This window comes from Microbispora sp. CSR-4 (assembly GCF_008033685.1).
Classification (GTDB): Bacteria; Actinomycetota; Actinomycetes; order Streptosporangiales; family Streptosporangiaceae; genus Microbispora.
On sequence record NZ_VJVX01000003.1, the window covers coordinates 146,657 to 161,835 of the forward strand.

At 70.8% G+C, this 15,179-nt stretch carries 11 protein-coding genes and 2 pseudogenes; 9 read left to right on the forward strand and 4 right to left on the reverse strand.

All coding sequences use genetic code 11. The features are described from left to right. The first annotated feature begins 170 nt into the window (after window positions 1-170). From FLV34_RS05325 to FLV34_RS05350, 6 genes are read left to right on the forward strand one after another with little or no spacing between them, the layout of a single operon-like run. The gene (locus FLV34_RS05325) at window positions 171-2,267 is read left to right on the forward strand and encodes a molybdopterin oxidoreductase family protein (protein WP_261985671.1); all 2,097 of its coding nucleotides are present in this window, start codon (window positions 171-173) and stop codon (window positions 2,265-2,267) included. Next, a complete protein-coding gene (locus FLV34_RS05330) occupies window positions 2,264-3,673 on the forward strand; it encodes an FAD-dependent oxidoreductase (RefSeq protein WP_142647384.1) in 1,410 nt (469 codons plus the stop codon). Before FLV34_RS05325 ends, FLV34_RS05330 begins: the two co-directional genes overlap by 4 nt. A 14-nt stretch (window positions 3,674-3,687) precedes the next feature. After that, window positions 3,688-6,141 (forward strand): nitrite reductase large subunit NirB, encoded by a 2,454-nt coding sequence (gene nirB, locus FLV34_RS05335; protein ID WP_142647383.1) that lies wholly within the window; start codon window positions 3,688-3,690, stop codon window positions 6,139-6,141. Beyond that, window positions 6,138-6,494 (forward strand): nitrite reductase small subunit NirD, encoded by a 357-nt coding sequence (nirD, locus tag FLV34_RS05340; protein WP_142647382.1) that lies wholly within the window; start codon window positions 6,138-6,140, stop codon window positions 6,492-6,494. The genes nirB and nirD overlap by 4 nt, the downstream gene beginning before the upstream one ends. Next, entirely contained in the window at window positions 6,491-7,654 is a 1,164-nt protein-coding gene (locus FLV34_RS05345; protein WP_142647381.1) for a uroporphyrinogen-III synthase, read from the forward strand. Before nirD ends, FLV34_RS05345 begins: the two co-directional genes overlap by 4 nt. After that, window positions 7,651-8,400 carry a sirohydrochlorin chelatase gene (locus tag FLV34_RS05350; RefSeq protein ID WP_147942503.1) on the forward strand — a complete coding sequence of 250 codons (750 nt, stop codon included), beginning with the start codon at window positions 7,651-7,653 and terminating at the stop codon, window positions 8,398-8,400. Before FLV34_RS05345 ends, FLV34_RS05350 begins: the two co-directional genes overlap by 4 nt. A gap of 32 nt (window positions 8,401-8,432) precedes the next feature. Here FLV34_RS05350 and FLV34_RS05355 read toward each other — a convergent pair whose 3' ends face one another. The 3 genes and pseudogenes from FLV34_RS05355 to FLV34_RS40215 all read right to left on the reverse strand — a co-directional run bounded on the left by FLV34_RS05355 (window position 8,433) and on the right by FLV34_RS40215 (window position 10,219). Then, window positions 8,433-8,762: a ribbon-helix-helix protein, CopG family gene (locus tag FLV34_RS05355; RefSeq protein WP_147942504.1), complete on the reverse strand. Its 330-nt coding sequence runs from the start codon at window positions 8,760-8,762 to the stop codon at window positions 8,433-8,435. Between the two features lie 148 nt (window positions 8,763-8,910). After that, window positions 8,911-9,183: pseudogene (locus FLV34_RS40210) on the reverse strand (hypothetical protein); the annotation flags it as partial. Between the two features lie 142 nt (window positions 9,184-9,325). After that, entirely contained in the window at window positions 9,326-10,219 is an 894-nt protein-coding gene (locus FLV34_RS40215; protein WP_187280545.1) for a hypothetical protein, read from the reverse strand. 528 nt (window positions 10,220-10,747) lie between these two features. Here FLV34_RS40215 and FLV34_RS05365 point away from each other — a divergent pair. Both FLV34_RS05365 and FLV34_RS05370 read left to right on the forward strand, forming a co-directional pair. After that, window positions 10,748-11,143: a hypothetical protein gene (locus FLV34_RS05365; RefSeq protein WP_147942506.1), complete on the forward strand. Its 396-nt coding sequence runs from the start codon at window positions 10,748-10,750 to the stop codon at window positions 11,141-11,143. Between the two features lie 33 nt (window positions 11,144-11,176). Continuing rightward, entirely contained in the window at window positions 11,177-11,515 is a 339-nt protein-coding gene (locus FLV34_RS05370) for a hypothetical protein (protein WP_147942507.1), read from the forward strand. 736 nt (window positions 11,516-12,251) lie between these two features. On the opposite strand, the pseudogene FLV34_RS05380 reads toward FLV34_RS05370, so the two are convergent. After that, a pseudogene (locus FLV34_RS05380) lies at window positions 12,252-12,665 on the reverse strand (transposase); the annotation flags it as partial. 560 nt (window positions 12,666-13,225) lie between these two features. Here FLV34_RS05380 and epsC point away from each other — a divergent pair. Then, window positions 13,226-15,142 (forward strand): serine O-acetyltransferase EpsC, encoded by a 1,917-nt coding sequence (gene epsC, locus FLV34_RS05390; RefSeq protein WP_205830160.1) that lies wholly within the window; start codon window positions 13,226-13,228, stop codon window positions 15,140-15,142. Window positions 15,143-15,179: the final 37 nt, after the last annotated feature.

Genomic DNA, 15,179 nt, shown 5'->3' on the forward strand with positions numbered 1-15,179 from the left:
ACAGCACAAGTGAGCTTTCGAGACGACGGGGTCTCTCACACGCCGCGCTCGCCGGAGTTAGCGCGGTTGGCGCCTTGTAGCACAGCGGTAACAGAAGGGACCCAGCGGTGAAACCGCCTGTCAGCACCATCGGATCCATGCCGATCTCACTGCACGCTCCCGGACCTGTGATGTCACAGGCCACCGCGGGCACGACCGTGGGCTCGGCCACCCACTGCCCCTACTGCGCCCTCCAGTGCGGCATGTACGTCGCGAAAGGAGAGATCACCCCGCGAGAGGACATCCCGGCCAACGCCGGCGGCCTGTGCCAGAAGGGCTGGACGGCGGCGGAGCTGCTGACCTCGCCCGAACGGCTCACCACCCCGCTGCTGCACGGCAGCCCGGTGAGCTGGGACGAGGCGCTCGACTACGTCGCCGAGCGGATCGAGGCCATCAGGGCCGCGCACGGGCCGGACGCCGTGGCGGTGTTCGGCGGTGGCGGGCTGACCAACGAGAAGGCCTACCAGCTCGGCAAGTTCGCCAGGGTCGCGCTGCGGACCAGCCAGATCGACTACAACGGCAGGTTCTGCATGTCGTCGGCGGCCAGCGCGGTCAACCGGGCCTTCGGCATGGACCGGGGACTGCCGTTCCCGATCACCGACATCGCCCGCGCCGGCGCCGTGCTGTTCGCCGGGGGCAACGTCGCCGAGACCATGCCTCCCTTCGTACGCCACCTGAGCGCCATGCGGTCCGGCGGCGGCAGGCTCGTCGTCGTCGACCCGCGCGTCACCCAGACCGCCAAGATGGCCGACCTGCACCTGCAGGTCACCCCCGGCACCGACCTCGCGCTCGCGCTCGGCCTGCTGCACATCGCGATCGCCGACGGGTACGCCGACCTGGACTACCTGGCCGCCCGCACGACCGGCTTCGAGGAGGTGCGCACCTCCGTGTCGGCCTGGTGGCCCGAGCGGGTGGAGCGCGTCACCGGCGTCCCGGTCGCGCGGATGCGCGAGGCCGTACGGATCCTCGGCGAGGCCGAGCGCGCGATGGTGCTGACCGGCCGGGGCGCCGAGCAGCACGCCAAGGGCACCGACACCGTCACCGCGTTCGTCAACCTGGCGCTCACACTCGGGCTGCCCGGCCGTGAGGGCTCCGGCTACGGCTGCGTGACCGGCCAGGGCAACGGCCAGGGCGGCAGGGAGCACGGCCAGAAGGCCGACCAGCTCCCCGGCTACCGCAAGATCGACGACCCGGCGGCGCGGGCGCACGTCGCCGCCGTGTGGGGGATCGACCCCGACGACCTGCCCGGTCCCGGCCGGTCGGCGTACGAGCTGTTCGACGCGCTCGGCACACCGGAGGGCCCGAAGGCGCTGCTGCTGTTCGGCTCCAACCCCGTCGTCTCCGCGCCGCGCGCCGGGCACGTCGCCGGGCGGCTGGGCGCGCTCGACCTGCTCGTGGTCTCCGACTTCGTGCTGTCGGAGACGGCGGCCATGGCCCACGTCGTGCTGCCCACGACCCAGTGGGCCGAGGAGGCGGGCACGATGACCAACCTGGAGGGCCGGGTGCTGCTGCGCCGCCAGGCCGCCGCGCCCCCTCCGGGCGCCCGCAGCGACCTGGAGATCCTGCGGGGCCTCGCCGAGCGGCTCGGCTGCGGCGAGAAGTTCCCCGCCGACCCGCGCACGGTCTTCGACGAGCTGCGCCGGGCCTCCGCCGGAGGCGTCGCCGACTACTCCGGCATCACCTACGAGCGCATCGCGGCCGAGACCGGCGTGTTCTGGCCCTGCCCCGGCACGGGGGACGACAGCGCCGGCCCGCACCCCGGAACCCCGCGGCCCTTCCTCGACCGCTTCGCGACCCCCGACGGCCGGGCCCGCCTGGTGCCGGTGGAGCACCGCCCGCCCGCCGAGGACGTGGACGAGGAGTTCCCGCTCTACCTCACGTCGGGCCGGGTGCTCGCCCACTATCAGTCGGGGGCGCAGACACGCCGCATCCGCCCGCTGACGCAGGCGTCGCCCGAGGTGTTCGTGGAGCTGCACCCGGACCTCGCCGAGCGGCTGGGAGTCGCCCCCGGCGACCGCGTCCGGGTGCGCAGCCGCCGAGGCGCCGCCGAGGGCGTGGCCCGGGTGAACACCTCGATCCGGCCGGACACGTTGTTCATGCCGTTCCACTGGGAGGGCGTCAACCTGCTCACCAACCCGGCGCTCGACCCGATGTCGCGCATGCCGGAGTTCAAGGTCTGCGCCGCCGCCATCGAGCGGTGCGCCGAAGACGGGGAGCGTGTCGCGTGAGGCTCGTCGTGGTGGGGAACGGGATGGCGGGCTCGCGCCTGGTGAGCGAGGTCCGCGCCCGGGACAAGAACGTGAAGATCACGGTGTTCGGCGCCGAGGCGTGGCAGCCGTACAACCGGGTGCTGCTGTCGAACGTGGTGGCCGGCACGTCGAGCCCGGACCAGGTCCGGCTGCTCGACTCCCGCTGGTACGCCGACCACGGCGTGACCGCCCGCCTCGGCGTCCCGGTCACCGCCATCGACCGGGACTGTCAGACGGTGATCGCCGCCGACGGGACGCGCGAGCCGTACGACGTGCTCGTGCTCGCCACCGGCAGCGAGCCGATCGTGCCGCCGATCCCCGGCGTGGAGCGGGCGACGGCATTCCGCACGCTGGACGACTGCGAGCGGATCAGGGAGGCCGCCGAGAGCGCCCGCAGCGCGGTCGTGGTCGGCGGCGGGCTGCTCGGCATCGAGGCCGCGCGGGGCCTGGCGGGGCGGGGCGTCCCGGTGACGCTGCTGCACCTCGCCGGTCACCTGATGGAGCGCCAGCTCGACGAGGAGGCCGGGCTGATCCTGCGCGAGACGCTCGGCGCGCTCGGCGTCGCCATCCGCACGGGCGTCACCGTGAGCGCGATCCGCGAGCGGCACGTCGGACTGGCCGGCGGCGAGCTGATCGACGCCGACCTGGTCGTGCTGGCCTGCGGGGTGCGCCCGGTCGTCGGGCTCGCCCGCGACGCGGGGCTTGAGGTCGAGCGCGGCGTCGTCGTGGACGACGAGCTGCGCACCGACGACCCGTCGATCTTCGCGATCGGGGAGTGCGCCCAGCACGCGGGCCTCGTCTACGGGCTGGTCGCCCCCGGGTGGGAGCAGGCGTCGGTCGTGGCCGACCTCGTGACCGGCGCCGACAAGGGCGCACGCTACCGGGGCTCGCGGCTGGTCACCCGGCTCAAGGCCAGGAGCGTGGAGCTCGCGGCGATGGGGGAGACCCAGCTGACGGAGGACGAGGCGGAGATCGTCCGCTTCTCCCACCGGCACAAGGGCACCTACCGCAAGCTCGTCATCCGCGACGGCCGGCTGGTCGGCGCGATCCTGCTGGGCGAGACCTCCGCGGTGGGCACCCTGACCCAGCTCTTCGACCGGGGAGGCCCTCTGCCCGGCGACCGCACCGGGCTGCTGTTCCCCGACCTCGCGGGCATGGGCGGCGCGGCGGTGGCCGACAGCCCCACCCGGATGCCCGACTCCGCGCGGGTCTGCCAGTGCAACAACGTGACGAAGGGCCAGATCAGAGCGTGCTGGGAGTCCGGCGCGCGGAACGTGGAGGCCGTGGCCGCCGCGACGAGGGCCACCACCGGCTGCGGCAGTTGCCGCGACGCGGTCGAGGGCATCGTCGGCTGGCTGTGTGAGCAGGAAGGTGTGAGCGCATGAAGGACCGTAAGGGCATGAGACTCGTCGTTGTCGGTCACGGCCCGACGGCACACCGCCTGATCGAGACGCTCGCCGGCCGGGGCTTCGACGGCACGGTGACCGTTTTCGGGGAGGAGCCCCGCCCGGCCTACGACAGGGTGGCGCTCACCTCCTACCTCAGCGGCAAGAGCGTCGAAGACCTCACCTATCCGGTGCCGGACGGCGTCACGGTCAGGACCGGCGTCCGCGTCACCGCGATCGACCGTGCGAACCGCACCGTCACCACCGACGCCGGCGACAGCGAGCCGTACGACGTGCTGGTGCTGGCCACCGGGTCGGCGCCGTTCGTGCCGCCGGTGCCGGGCCGGGACCTGCCGGGCTGCTTCGTCTACCGGACGATCGACGACCTGGACGCCATCAGGGACGCGTCGCGCGACGCCCGCGCGGGCGTCGTCATCGGCGGCGGCCTGCTCGGCCTGGAGGCGGCCGACGCCCTGCGCGGGCTCGGCCTCGACACCCACGTCATCGAGATGAGCGGCTGGCTCATGCCCCGCCAGGTGGACGAGGGCGGCGGCTCGGTGCTGCGCGGGCACATCGAGGGGCTCGGGCTGACCATCCACACGGGCGCGGGCGTGAGGTCGATCGAGGCGGGCCCGGACGGCCGGGTCGCGTCGCTCGTGAAGCCCGACGGCGAGGCGATCGAGGCGCAGGTCGTGGTCTTCTCGGCCGGCATCCGGCCGCGCGACGAGCTCGCCCGCGCCTGCGGCCTGGAGGTCGGCGAGCGCGGCGGCATCGTGGTCGACGAGGGCATGCGCACCTCCGACGAGCACATCTACGCGATCGGCGAGTGCGCCCTGGCCGGAGGCATGATCTACGGCCTCGTCGGGCCCTGCAACACCCAGGCGGAGGTGGCCGCCGAACGGATCCTCGACGGGCAGGCCGCCTTCACCGGCGCCGACATGTCCACCAAGCTCAAGCTGCTCGGCGTGGAGGTGGCCCAGTTCGGCGCCATGTCGGGCGCGCTCGACGTCACCTACATGGACCCCGTCGGGGGCGTCTACAAGCGGCTGTTCATCAGCGACGACGCCAAGACCCTGCTCGGCGGCATCTGCGTCGGCGACGCCGCCCCCTACAACGCGCTGCGGCCGTTCGTCGGCAAGCCGCTGCCCGGCGCGCCGAGCGACCTGCTGTTCGCCGGCGCGGGCAAGGCGTCGGTCGACCTGCCCGACGACGCGCAGGTCTGCTCCTGCAACAACGTCACCAAGGGGAGGATCTGCGAGGCCATCGCCGACAAGGGCCTCACCGACGTCCAGGGCATCAAGGACTGCACCCGCGCCGGCACCACCTGCGGAAGCTGCGTGCCGATGCTCAAGCAGATCCTGGTGAAGTCGGGCGTCGACGTCGGCAAGGCGCTGTGCGAGCACTTCCCGCACAGCAGGGCCGAGCTGTTCGACATCGTCAACGTCCGGGGGATCACGACGTTCTCCCAGCTCATCGCCGAGCACGGCACCGGCCGCGGCTGCGACATCTGCAAGCCCGCGGTCGCCTCGATCCTCGCCTCCCTCGGCCGCGGCCACATCCTCGACGGCGAGCAGGCCGCGCTGCAGGACACCAACGACCAGTTCCTGGCCAACATCCAGAAGAACGGCACCTACTCGGTCGTCCCCCGCATCCCGGGCGGCGAGATCACCCCGGACAAGCTCATCGTCATCGGCGAGGTGGCCCGAGAGTTCGGGCTCTACACGAAGATCACCGGAGCGCAGCGCATCGACCTGCTCGGGGCCCGGGTCGAGCAGCTTCCGGCCATCTGGCGCCGCCTCGTCGACGCCGGCTTCGAGTCCGGTCACGCGTACGGCAAGGCGCTGCGGACGGTGAAGTCCTGCGTCGGGTCCACCTGGTGCCGCTACGGCGTGCAGGACTCGGTGGGCCTGGCCATCGCCCTGGAGCTGCGCTACCGGGGGCTGCGCTCGCCGCACAAGCTGAAGTCGGCCGTCTCCGGCTGCGCCCGGGAGTGCGCGGAGGCCAGGTCGAAGGACTTCGGCATCATCGCGACCGAGCAGGGCTGGAACCTCTACGTGGGCGGCAACGGCGGCTTCAAGCCCCGCCACGCCGACCTGCTCGCGTCCGACCTGTCCACCGACGACCTGGTCAGGACGATCGACCGGTTCCTGATGTTCTACATCCGCACCGCCGACCGGCTCCAGCGCACCGCCGCCTGGCTGGAGAACCTCGACGGCGGGCTCGACTACCTCCGTGAGGTGATCATGGAGGACTCGCTCGGCATCTGCGCCGAACTCGACGCGCAGATGGAACGGCACGTGTCCACGTACGTCGACGAGTGGCGCGCCACCATCGAGGACCCCGACAAACTGCGCCGCTTCGTGAGCTTCGTCAACGCCCCCGGCGTTCCCGACCCCTCGATCTCCTTCGAGACCGAGCGCGACCAGATCAAGCCGGTGCTGATTCCACTGGAGGTGACCCGCAGATGACCATCCTCGACGAGATGCCGGCCCTTGCCGGCCACTGGACCCCGGTCTGCTCCTACACCGACCTGCTGCCCGAGCGGGGTGCGGCGGTGCTCGTCGGCGACCGGCAGGTGGCGGTCTTCCGCACCTTCGACGGCGCCCTGTACGCCCTGGGCAACCTCGACCCGTTCAGCGGGGCGTACGTCATGTCCCGGGGCATCGTCGGCACCAGGAACGGTGAGCCGACCGTGGCGTCGCCCATGCACAAGCAGGTGTTCTCCCTGGTCACCGGCGTCTGCGTCGACGACCCGGGCGTAGCCGTGCCGACCTATCCCATTCGGGTCACACATGGAACCGTGGAGGTGAGCGTGGTATGACCGCGCTGCTGGACGAGACCCCGATGAGCCTGGAGACCGCGCCGGACGCGCTGGCAGGGTTCACGATCGGGGTGACGGCGACCCGCCGCAGCGAGGAGCTGGCCGCGCTCCTCGAACGGCGTGGCGCCCGGGTCGTGCGGGCGCCCGCGATCCGCATCGTGCCGCTCGCGGAGGACGCCGGGCTGCTCGCCGCGACCCGGGCCTGTCTGGAGGCGCCCGTCGACGACGTGGTCATCACCACCGGGGTGGGGTTCCGCGGGTGGATGGCGGCGGCGGAGGGCTGGGGCCTGTCCGCCGACCTGAACGCGCACCTCGCCAACGCGCGGCTGCTCGCCCGCGGCCCCAAGGCGCGCGGAGCCGTCCGCGCGGCCGGCCTGGTGGACTTCTGGACGCCGGCCACGGAGTCGTGCGAGGAGGTCAAGGAGTATCTGCTCGCGCAGGACCTGCACGGCCGCCGCATCGCCGTACAGCTCCACGGCGAACCGCTGGACAGCTTCGTCGCGGCGCTGCGGAAGGCGGGCGCGGAGGTGATCGAGGTGCCGGTCTACCGGTGGCTGCCCTACCGCGACACCTCGCCGCTGCGCCGCCTGATCAGCCAGGCGATCACCGGGTCGGTGGACGCGGTGGCCTTCACCAGCGCGCCCGCCGTGCTGGCCATGCTGGGCGCGGCCCGCGCCGACGGGCTGGAGGACGCGCTGCTCGCGGCGTTCGGCAGCCGTGTGGTGGCGGCCTGCGTCGGCCCGGTCACGGCCGGGCCGCTCACCCAGCGCGGCGTGCGGGCCGTCCAGCCCGAGCGTGCCCGTCTCGGCGCGCTCGCCCGGATCCTCGCCCGCCACCTGCCGGAAAGCGGCGTCACGCGGCTCGTCGCGGGCGGGCACGAGCTGGAGATCCGCGGTCACGCCGTGGTGGTCGACGGCGAGCTCAAGCCGCTGCCGCCCGCTCCGATGGCCGTGCTGAAGCGGCTCGCCGAGCGCCCCGGGCACGTCGTCAACCGGGCCGACCTGCGGGTCGTGCTGCCCGGCGGCCCCTCGCGCGACTCGGCCGAGCACGCGGTGGAGATGGCCATCACCCGCCTGCGCCGGGCGCTCGGTCCCTCGGGCATCGTCGAGACCGTCGTCAAGCGCGGCTACCGCCTCGCCTGCGGCCGGGACGAACGATGACCCCGACCCTGGTGATGGCCGCGCACGGGGCACGCAGCGGCCACTGGGAGTCGGTCATGGACTCCCTGGCGGCCCGCGTGCGCCGCGCCAGGCCGGGCTCGGCGGTCGAGCTGGGCTTCCTGGAGATCAGCTCGCCGCTGCTGTCCGACGTGCTGTCGGGGGTGGCCGGGCCCGTCGTGGTGGTCCCCATGCTGCTCGCCGGGGGATACCACGCGCACATCGACCTGCCCGCCGTCGTCGCCCGCACCCGGCCCGACGCGGTCGTCGCCGGGCAGCTCGGGCCGCACCGGCTGCTGACCTCGGTGCTGGCACGCCGCCTGGCCGTGGCCGGCCTGCGGCCCTGCGACGCCGTCATCCTGGGCGCGGCCGGCTCGTCCGACCCCGCCGCTCTGGACGACGTCCGCGCCGCGGCCCGGCTCCTTTCCGTACGGCTCTCGCGTCCCGTCACGGCCGCGTTCGCCTCGGCCGGGACGCCCACGCTCGCCGAGGCGCTGGAACGCACCAGGGCGGGCCTCGCCCCGCGCGTCGCCGTCGCCTCCTACCTGCTCGCGCCCGGGTTCTTCCACGACCGGCTGCTGAACAGCGGCGCTGACCTGGTCAGCCCGCCCCTCGGCGTGGACGACGACCTGGCCGCCCTCGTCTGGACCCGCTTCGACGAGGCCCTCGCCCGGCACCGCGCGCCCGCCGCGCCCGCCGCGCCCGTCGCGCCCGCCCGCGCGCCGTTCGCCACCGGCACTCCGGCCTGAGCGGACCGCGTCCGCGCCTTCCGAACGCCGGGTCAGGCCGCGTGGTCGCGGAGGTACTGGGCGAACGCCTCCCTGGCCAGTTGCGACACGGTCTTGCCCTCCCGTTCCGCGAGTGCCCTGGCGGCCGCCTTCTCCTCCGGACTCAGGCGGAACGTCACCTGCGGTGAGCGCCTGCCCGGTGCCGTGAGAGAGGGGCGGCCGACCGCCCGGCGCACATGCTCGACCGCGGCCTCGACGTAGGCCTCGTCGATTCGATTCCCCCGCCTGTCGTAGAGCTCCTTCGTGTCCAGGTCGACGTCCGACTCGTCGCCCACGGCGAGCTCGACGTCCTCCGGGGGCCAGGGACCGGTGTACTCGGTCATCGCTCGTTCCTCCTGAACGCGGTCGGCATCGCGTGGATCACCAGCAGGTACTTCTCGGTCAGAACGGCGATCACCTCGAGCTCCAGCCCGCGATCATTCACGCCGAGCCAGTGTCAGTGCTCGTCCAGACCAGGACCGGGTGGCGGCACTATCCGGGGCGGCCGGCCCCGGATAACGGCAAGGACCCGGCACCGCGCGCCCGCCGCGCCCACTCGCACCCCCTTTCATAGCGGGTGGCCACCGCCCGGAAGCTCTTCAGCCGATTGATCGCCCGCTCGACAACGTTGCGCCTCTTGCGGCGCTCTTTGTCGAACCCGGTCGGGCGTCCATCGGCCGACCCGAGCCTTCGGCGATTGTCCCGCTGGTCACGAGGCTCGGGAATGCTGTGCGGGATCTTGCGCCGCAGCAGGTAGAAGCGGTTCACGAGGTGAGCCGACGGTCTTGGGCAAGGTCGGGGGGCGGCTCGCCGGCTCTCGCCGCCGACCTCGCGTCCGCAGTTCGCGCAAGCCGCGCACCGCGGTTGTTCAGCGATCACGCTCCAGGACCAGCGGGCCAGGATCCTGTCACGGTTCTTCCGGCGAGGGCGAGATCCATATCTCGGAAATCCGGGATATGGATCTCCGCAGCCGCACCTGGGCGATGATGAGCCCCACCGTCTTACCGAGAACCGCCCCGAAGACCACGCACAGGGCTGCCGTCGTGATCGCGACGGTCCATCCAGCGGAATAGCCGGACGAGTACCGCGCTATGACGTAACCGGCAAGCGCGACCGCCACCCCGATTTTCCCCTCCAGACATCCGCAGGCGGCATTCCTGCGATCCATCGCGGCCTGCGCGACATCGCTTGCCGAGCGATCCAGGCCAGCGATCTCCACAAGCGCGGGACGGCCGAGGAAATCTATCCGCCACCACTGGGAGAATATGATCAGGGCAGCGGAGGAAGTGATGACCACGGGACCTCCAGGCCCGCGCCTGTCGGCCATGTCCTGTGCTTTCGCCTTGCCGGTCGCGTCGTCGTCGGCGACTCGCCGTCCGCTCGTGGTGATCGGTCCCGGACCGCCGGAGGTGCGGGGCGGTGTCCCGCCGCTGCCGATCGGGCCGCCGGTGCAGCCATTCGTGCATTGATCGCTGTGGGTAAGGATGCCGGGTAGAAGACAGACCAGAGCGCAGAGGAGGTGACATGCAAAGCAGAGGATGAACGTGATGACCTGGATGACGGCGTAGACGATCGCCCACAGTACTGTCAGAATGATCAGGGCTATCCAGCACAGCCATTTGTTACAGCACAGGCACCACCATCGGCAGCGCTGGACAGTGCATTCCGTCCACCATTGGGTGATGTACGTCCACATCCACACCCAGACGTTCTGGTAGAGCCAGTCGCTCGCGTGAACGCACCATCCGCAGGGGGCCATGTGCCGCTCCTCGACGAATGCCGTCCAGTCGGTTGACGGCACCTATGGCTCATGATTCGCAGATCTCACGCTCAGGTCAATATGTCGTCCACACTGGAGCCGGCACTCCGCTTGCGGAGCTTTAGCACTGGTTTCTCGCGTACACCTTCTCGTCCCGCTAGAGGAGCCCGCACCATCTGGCAGTTCTGGCCCGTCTCCCCGTTGTTAGGGCTGCTTCCCACCCTCCCCGGCATCCCCCGGATTCGGCTGCCCTCAGGCTCCACCCGACTGCTGCGACAGCCAGGCGATGGAGTCCTGTCCCGGAACCGTCGAACTCTTGGCTGTGTCGTCGACAGCGTGCACACCGCACCACCTCCCGTTGAGCGCGTTATCGGGGCTGTTCCGTTCGAGAGCCGAAAATGCCCGGTGTTGACATGAGGGGCGGGACGGAGTCTCATGGGTTATCGCCGAAGACGGAGAAATTCTGGTCGGCGAAGTAGTCTTGTTTCGCAGCGTCATCGATCACACATTCTGTGCGGCACTCTCCGCATGTCCCGACAGCATTGCTACGCGAATGGTGGAGCAGGACCGATGAGGGACCTGGAAGGTAGGACCATAGCAGGCTGGCGGGCCGGTGCGATTGAGCTGGACCTGGCGCCGGAGGACCTGGATTTGCTGGACGCCGTCCTGTGCGTCGTTCCCGAGCTGCGTGTGGTGACGAGGCTGGCCCAACTGGCCCGGCAGGCCGGGTTGGCCTACCCGGTGCGTTCGACGGACGAGCTGACGGCCGTTCTCCGGGGCGACCGGCTGACCCTCGGCGGGCATGTGCTGGACGCGGAGTCCATCGCTCGGGTCATGCCCGACGAGTGGTTCCCAATCGCACACGAAGGCGAACTCCTCAGCATGGTGCACCTGGCGCTTGTCCGATGCCGTTGGGAGGCTGGCCCGGCGGCGTTGGACTACGCGAGGGCAAGACAAGGGGCTTGAGTGCGCCCCGCATGGCCGTGACGGGAGAGGCGAATGGCCACAGGGATCGCATGGGTCAACGTCCAGGGGGGCACGTGGACCCCTTTGTTCAAGGGGCCGTCGTTTCATATCGCAGGGGTGCAAGTCATGGAACTGACAGCCCTCACCTCGGCGCAGAGCGAGTATTTGGTGTCATTCACGGTGCATCGTTATTCGGGGGCCGCGCCCTTCTACTACAGCATCTCCAACAGTCGGTTCGCGATTGCTCAAAGCGCTTACATACCAGGAAGCAACAGCCAGAACATCTTCTATCTGCCGGCGATCAGTATTTCGCCGTGGACCGAAGTCTGGCTCCTGACAGACCGTTCCTGCCGCGCGCATTTGCTCATCTGACGCCTGCGTGCGCGGTCAATGACGGTGGAGTGGAGGAATCCTGCCGAACGGAAACCTGAGGGCCAATAGCTGGACCAAGGTTCTTTGGGGATGGGGATACTGGGCCAAGCACTATACCGTGCAGATAGGTGTAGTCGGTGGGCTGTATCGCACATACCCACTTTATTCCAGCGGGTCGCTTCCGGCTACCCTCACCCACCGCGTCATAGTTTACGGTGACGTGTGGCTCTACTCGCCGGAGGACACGTGGTGGTCGGCCAATCAGAACTGGCCGGAGCCAGGGCCTGCTCATTGACGTCTTACCGTGCTCGCGACAGGCGATGGTGATGCCGATCCCGCCTGAACGGGGTGTGGCTTCGTACCGCCCACGCCGCCACGTCCGCTGCCGCAAGAGCTATTCCCAGAGCTGACGCCAGACGCCACCACAAGGTCATGTCTTCATATGTAGGTCATCGCGGCGTTATCCGCAGGCTCGGTTACGTAATCGCAGACTCGGTCACGGTGAACGTCTCTCGTGAGGGCATATGGATATCGTGAGTGTCTTTGCAGCGGCTCGCGCTCTTCGACTTGGATAACACCCTCATCGACCTTCACGAGGCGTTCCGCGCGTGGGCCGGGGAGTTCGTCGATGAGCACGGCCTGGATCACGAGGGCGTTTGAGTGGGTGATAGCACTGGACCAGGCCGGCTACCCGCATCGCGAGAAGTTTGTCGCCAAAGTCCGTGAGCGCGGTGCCTAAGGCTTCTCGGCCGATGCGAATCGCGTGGTCGGGAAGAGCCTGCAGGTAGGCGAGTAGCTTGCGGATGGACCAGCGGGTGAACGGCTGTCCGAGCTTGGCCGGTCGTGTGGTGGCCGTCTGGACGACGAAGGCTTCCTCATCGTCACTGAGCAGGCGGGGACGGCCTCCCGCCCACCGAGGGTCCAGGCAGGTCAGCCCGATCTCGTTGAAGCGGTGGATCACATCGCGGACGGTGTCTTCATCGGCTTGGACCAGGCGGGCGATGACCGGGACGGTGTTGCCGCCCGCGGAGGCCAGCAGGACCATCGCTCCCCGGTACCGCACCGAGCTGGTGCTGCCCCGGCGTACGATCTGCTGGAGTTTTTGCCCCTCCTGGTCAGTGAGTCTGCGTACTCTGACCGGTTCTGCCACCGCGCCTCCCGAGGGCTACGCGCGAACTCCGGTGATCGTTTCCGGTCACAGCACTAGTCATCAGCCACCGGCGCCCGCGGCTGAGCCCTGCGCCGCGCTTGCCCTGCGCCGTCTGGGGGCCGTTGCGGCGGCCCCACGCCGTGTGGGGGGGGCGGGGGTCGGGCCTTTTTCTTTTTCGTCGCGCCGGTCTGTTTCGGGCCGACGCGCACGCGTTCTCCGGCTCCGCCGATCCCGGGAATCTCCGCCTTGGGCTCGGATAATTCGGTACGGCGCCTGTCCCGTCGGGGTCGTCGGGCTGCCGGTTACCGGTCGAAGTCCGGTCGGGTAGGGGTTGACCTGGTGGTTCCAGGGCAAGCACGCTTACCCAATAACCGAGGAAAAAGGGTCCGTAATTCACTCTCCCGGAAATGGCCGTGGAGGATCTCCAGGCCAGTGGCGGGCTGCCATCCCATGAATCCGGGCTCCATTCATGGTTCATTCGCCGAGGTGAATGTGAGGAGGCGAAGATGCCGCGTGCCGATTTCAGGTCTTCTCCGCCGCCCCCGGGAAGCGAACGGCCGGTGAGACTGCCGCGTCTCCTGGCCGAGGACCTGCGGACGATCGTCGAACGGGACCCGTCCGTACGCGACCGGAAGGAGGCGTTGCTGCACCCGGTGCTGCCTGCACTGTGGCTGCACCGGATCGCCCACCGGCTGCACCGGCGTGGCAGGCGGCTGCCGGCCCGGCTGCTGATGCTCCTCGCACGCCACGTCACCGGAGTGGAGATCCATCCGGGCGCGGAGCTGGGACGCAGGGTCTTCGTCGACCACGGCGCGGCCGTGGTGATCGGGGAGACCGCGGTCGTGGGCGACGACGTGACCATCTACCACCAGGTGACCCTCGGGGCGGTCGGCTGGTGGCGCGACAACCTCCGCGCGGACGGGGAACGGCGGCACCCGGTGATCGGAGCCCGTGTGGTGCTGGGCGCCGGGGCGACCGTTCTCGGCCCGGTGCGCGTGGGGGACGACGCCGTCATCGGGGCGCGGGCGCTCGTCCTCGACGACGTGCCCGCCGGCGCGCGCGTCCTCGCCCCAGCCGGCACCGTTTCCGCGCCACGCGGCGGCGTCCCGGCCCGTACGGCCGGAGCCGACCTGCCCCGACCCCCCGACGAAAGGAGTGGATCGATGAATCCGGACAGCACGGTCCTGATAGTCGGCGCCACCGACGAGACCGTGCGCAAGGCCAAGGAGCTCGGGCTGACCGTCCTGCTGCTCCAGCACCCCACCAAGGTCAGCGCCGAGCAGGAGGAGCTCGCCGACGTCCTGCGCGTGCTCGACTACACCGACTGGGCGGCGGTCGAGCCCGTCGCCAGGCGGCTGTGGCGGGAGCCTGGGTTCCGCGTCGCGCTGTCGATCACCGAGCCCGGGCTGGAGAACGCGGGACGGGTCAACGACCTGTTCGGCCTGGGCGGCACCGGTTATGAGGTCACCCGGAGGTTCCGCGACAAACTGGCCATGCGCCGTCACCTCGCGTCGGTTCCGGGCGCGGAGCTCGACCCCTCCGCGGTGGCCGCCGCGCCGCTCCTGCGCCGCGAGGACCTGGACGCCTTCGGCGCCGCCCACGGCTATCCGTTCATCGTCAAGCCGGCCGACGCGACCGCGAGCATCGGCGTCCACCGCGTCGCAGGACCGGAGGACGCCGAGCGGGTCTGGGCCGCGGTGGAAGGGCTGCGCGGCACCCGCACCGACCGGGTCTCCACCATGTTCCTCCTGCAGGACTTCCTCATGGAGCAGTACGTCGAGGGGCCGGAGTTCAGCGTCGAGGCGTTCAGCTTCGCGGGCCGCCACGTCGTGGTGGCGATCACCGAGAAGTTCGTGCACCCCGACCGGTTCGCCGAGCTCGGCCACGCCGTGCCCGCCCGGCTGGACGAGCCGGTGCGGGAGCGGATCCGCGCGAGCGTGTGCCGCTTCCTCGACCTGATCGGTCTCAGGGACGGCGTGACGCACACAGAGCTGCGGCTCGGCCCGCACGGCCCGGTGGTCATCGAGAGCCACAACCGCGTCGCCGGCGACATGATCCCGGAGCTCGTGCGGGGGGCGTACGGCATCGACCTGATCGAGTATGCCCTTGGCTGGCCGTTCCGGCTGGTCCCCGAGCTGCCGGACCGGCCGGAGGCGCACGCGGGGGCCAGCGTGCGCTCCCTGGTGAGCGAGCCGGGGCGGGTCGAGTCGGTGGAGGGCGTCGCCGACGCCGCGGCGCGGGAGGGCGTGCTCGACGTGCGCGTCACGGCCAAGCCCGGCGACACCGTGCACGCGCTGCGCGACAACTGGGACCGGCTCGGCCTGGTGGCGGTGACCGGCCCGGACACGGAGGCGGCGATCCGCCGCGGCGCGGAGGTCATCGACGAGGCGATCCGGATCCGGGTCGCCGGCGAGGACGGGCGCACCTGGCTCGCGCAGGTGGCCGAGGCGCGGTCCCTCGCGGAGGTGCCGGCATGAAGGGGCGAGGCAACGAACCCCGAGCCGCCGGGCGAGG

Coding starts and splice junctions, on each gene's coding strand:
- FLV34_RS05325 (WP_261985671.1), top strand. CDS start 171: ATGTCACAGGCCACCGCGGGCACGACCGTGGGCTCGGCCACCCACTGC.
- nirB (WP_142647383.1), top strand. CDS start 3,688: ATGAGACTCGTCGTTGTCGGTCACGGCCCGACGGCACACCGCCTGATC.
- nirD (WP_142647382.1), top strand. CDS start 6,138: ATGACCATCCTCGACGAGATGCCGGCCCTTGCCGGCCACTGGACCCCG.
- FLV34_RS05345 (WP_142647381.1), top strand. CDS start 6,491: ATGACCGCGCTGCTGGACGAGACCCCGATGAGCCTGGAGACCGCGCCG.
- FLV34_RS05350 (WP_147942503.1), top strand. CDS start 7,651: ATGACCCCGACCCTGGTGATGGCCGCGCACGGGGCACGCAGCGGCCAC.
- FLV34_RS05355 (WP_147942504.1), bottom strand. CDS start 8,762: ATGACCGAGTACACCGGTCCCTGGCCCCCGGAGGACGTCGAGCTCGCC.
- FLV34_RS05365 (WP_147942506.1), top strand. CDS start 10,748: ATGAGGGACCTGGAAGGTAGGACCATAGCAGGCTGGCGGGCCGGTGCG.
- FLV34_RS05370 (WP_147942507.1), top strand. CDS start 11,177: ATGGCCACAGGGATCGCATGGGTCAACGTCCAGGGGGGCACGTGGACC.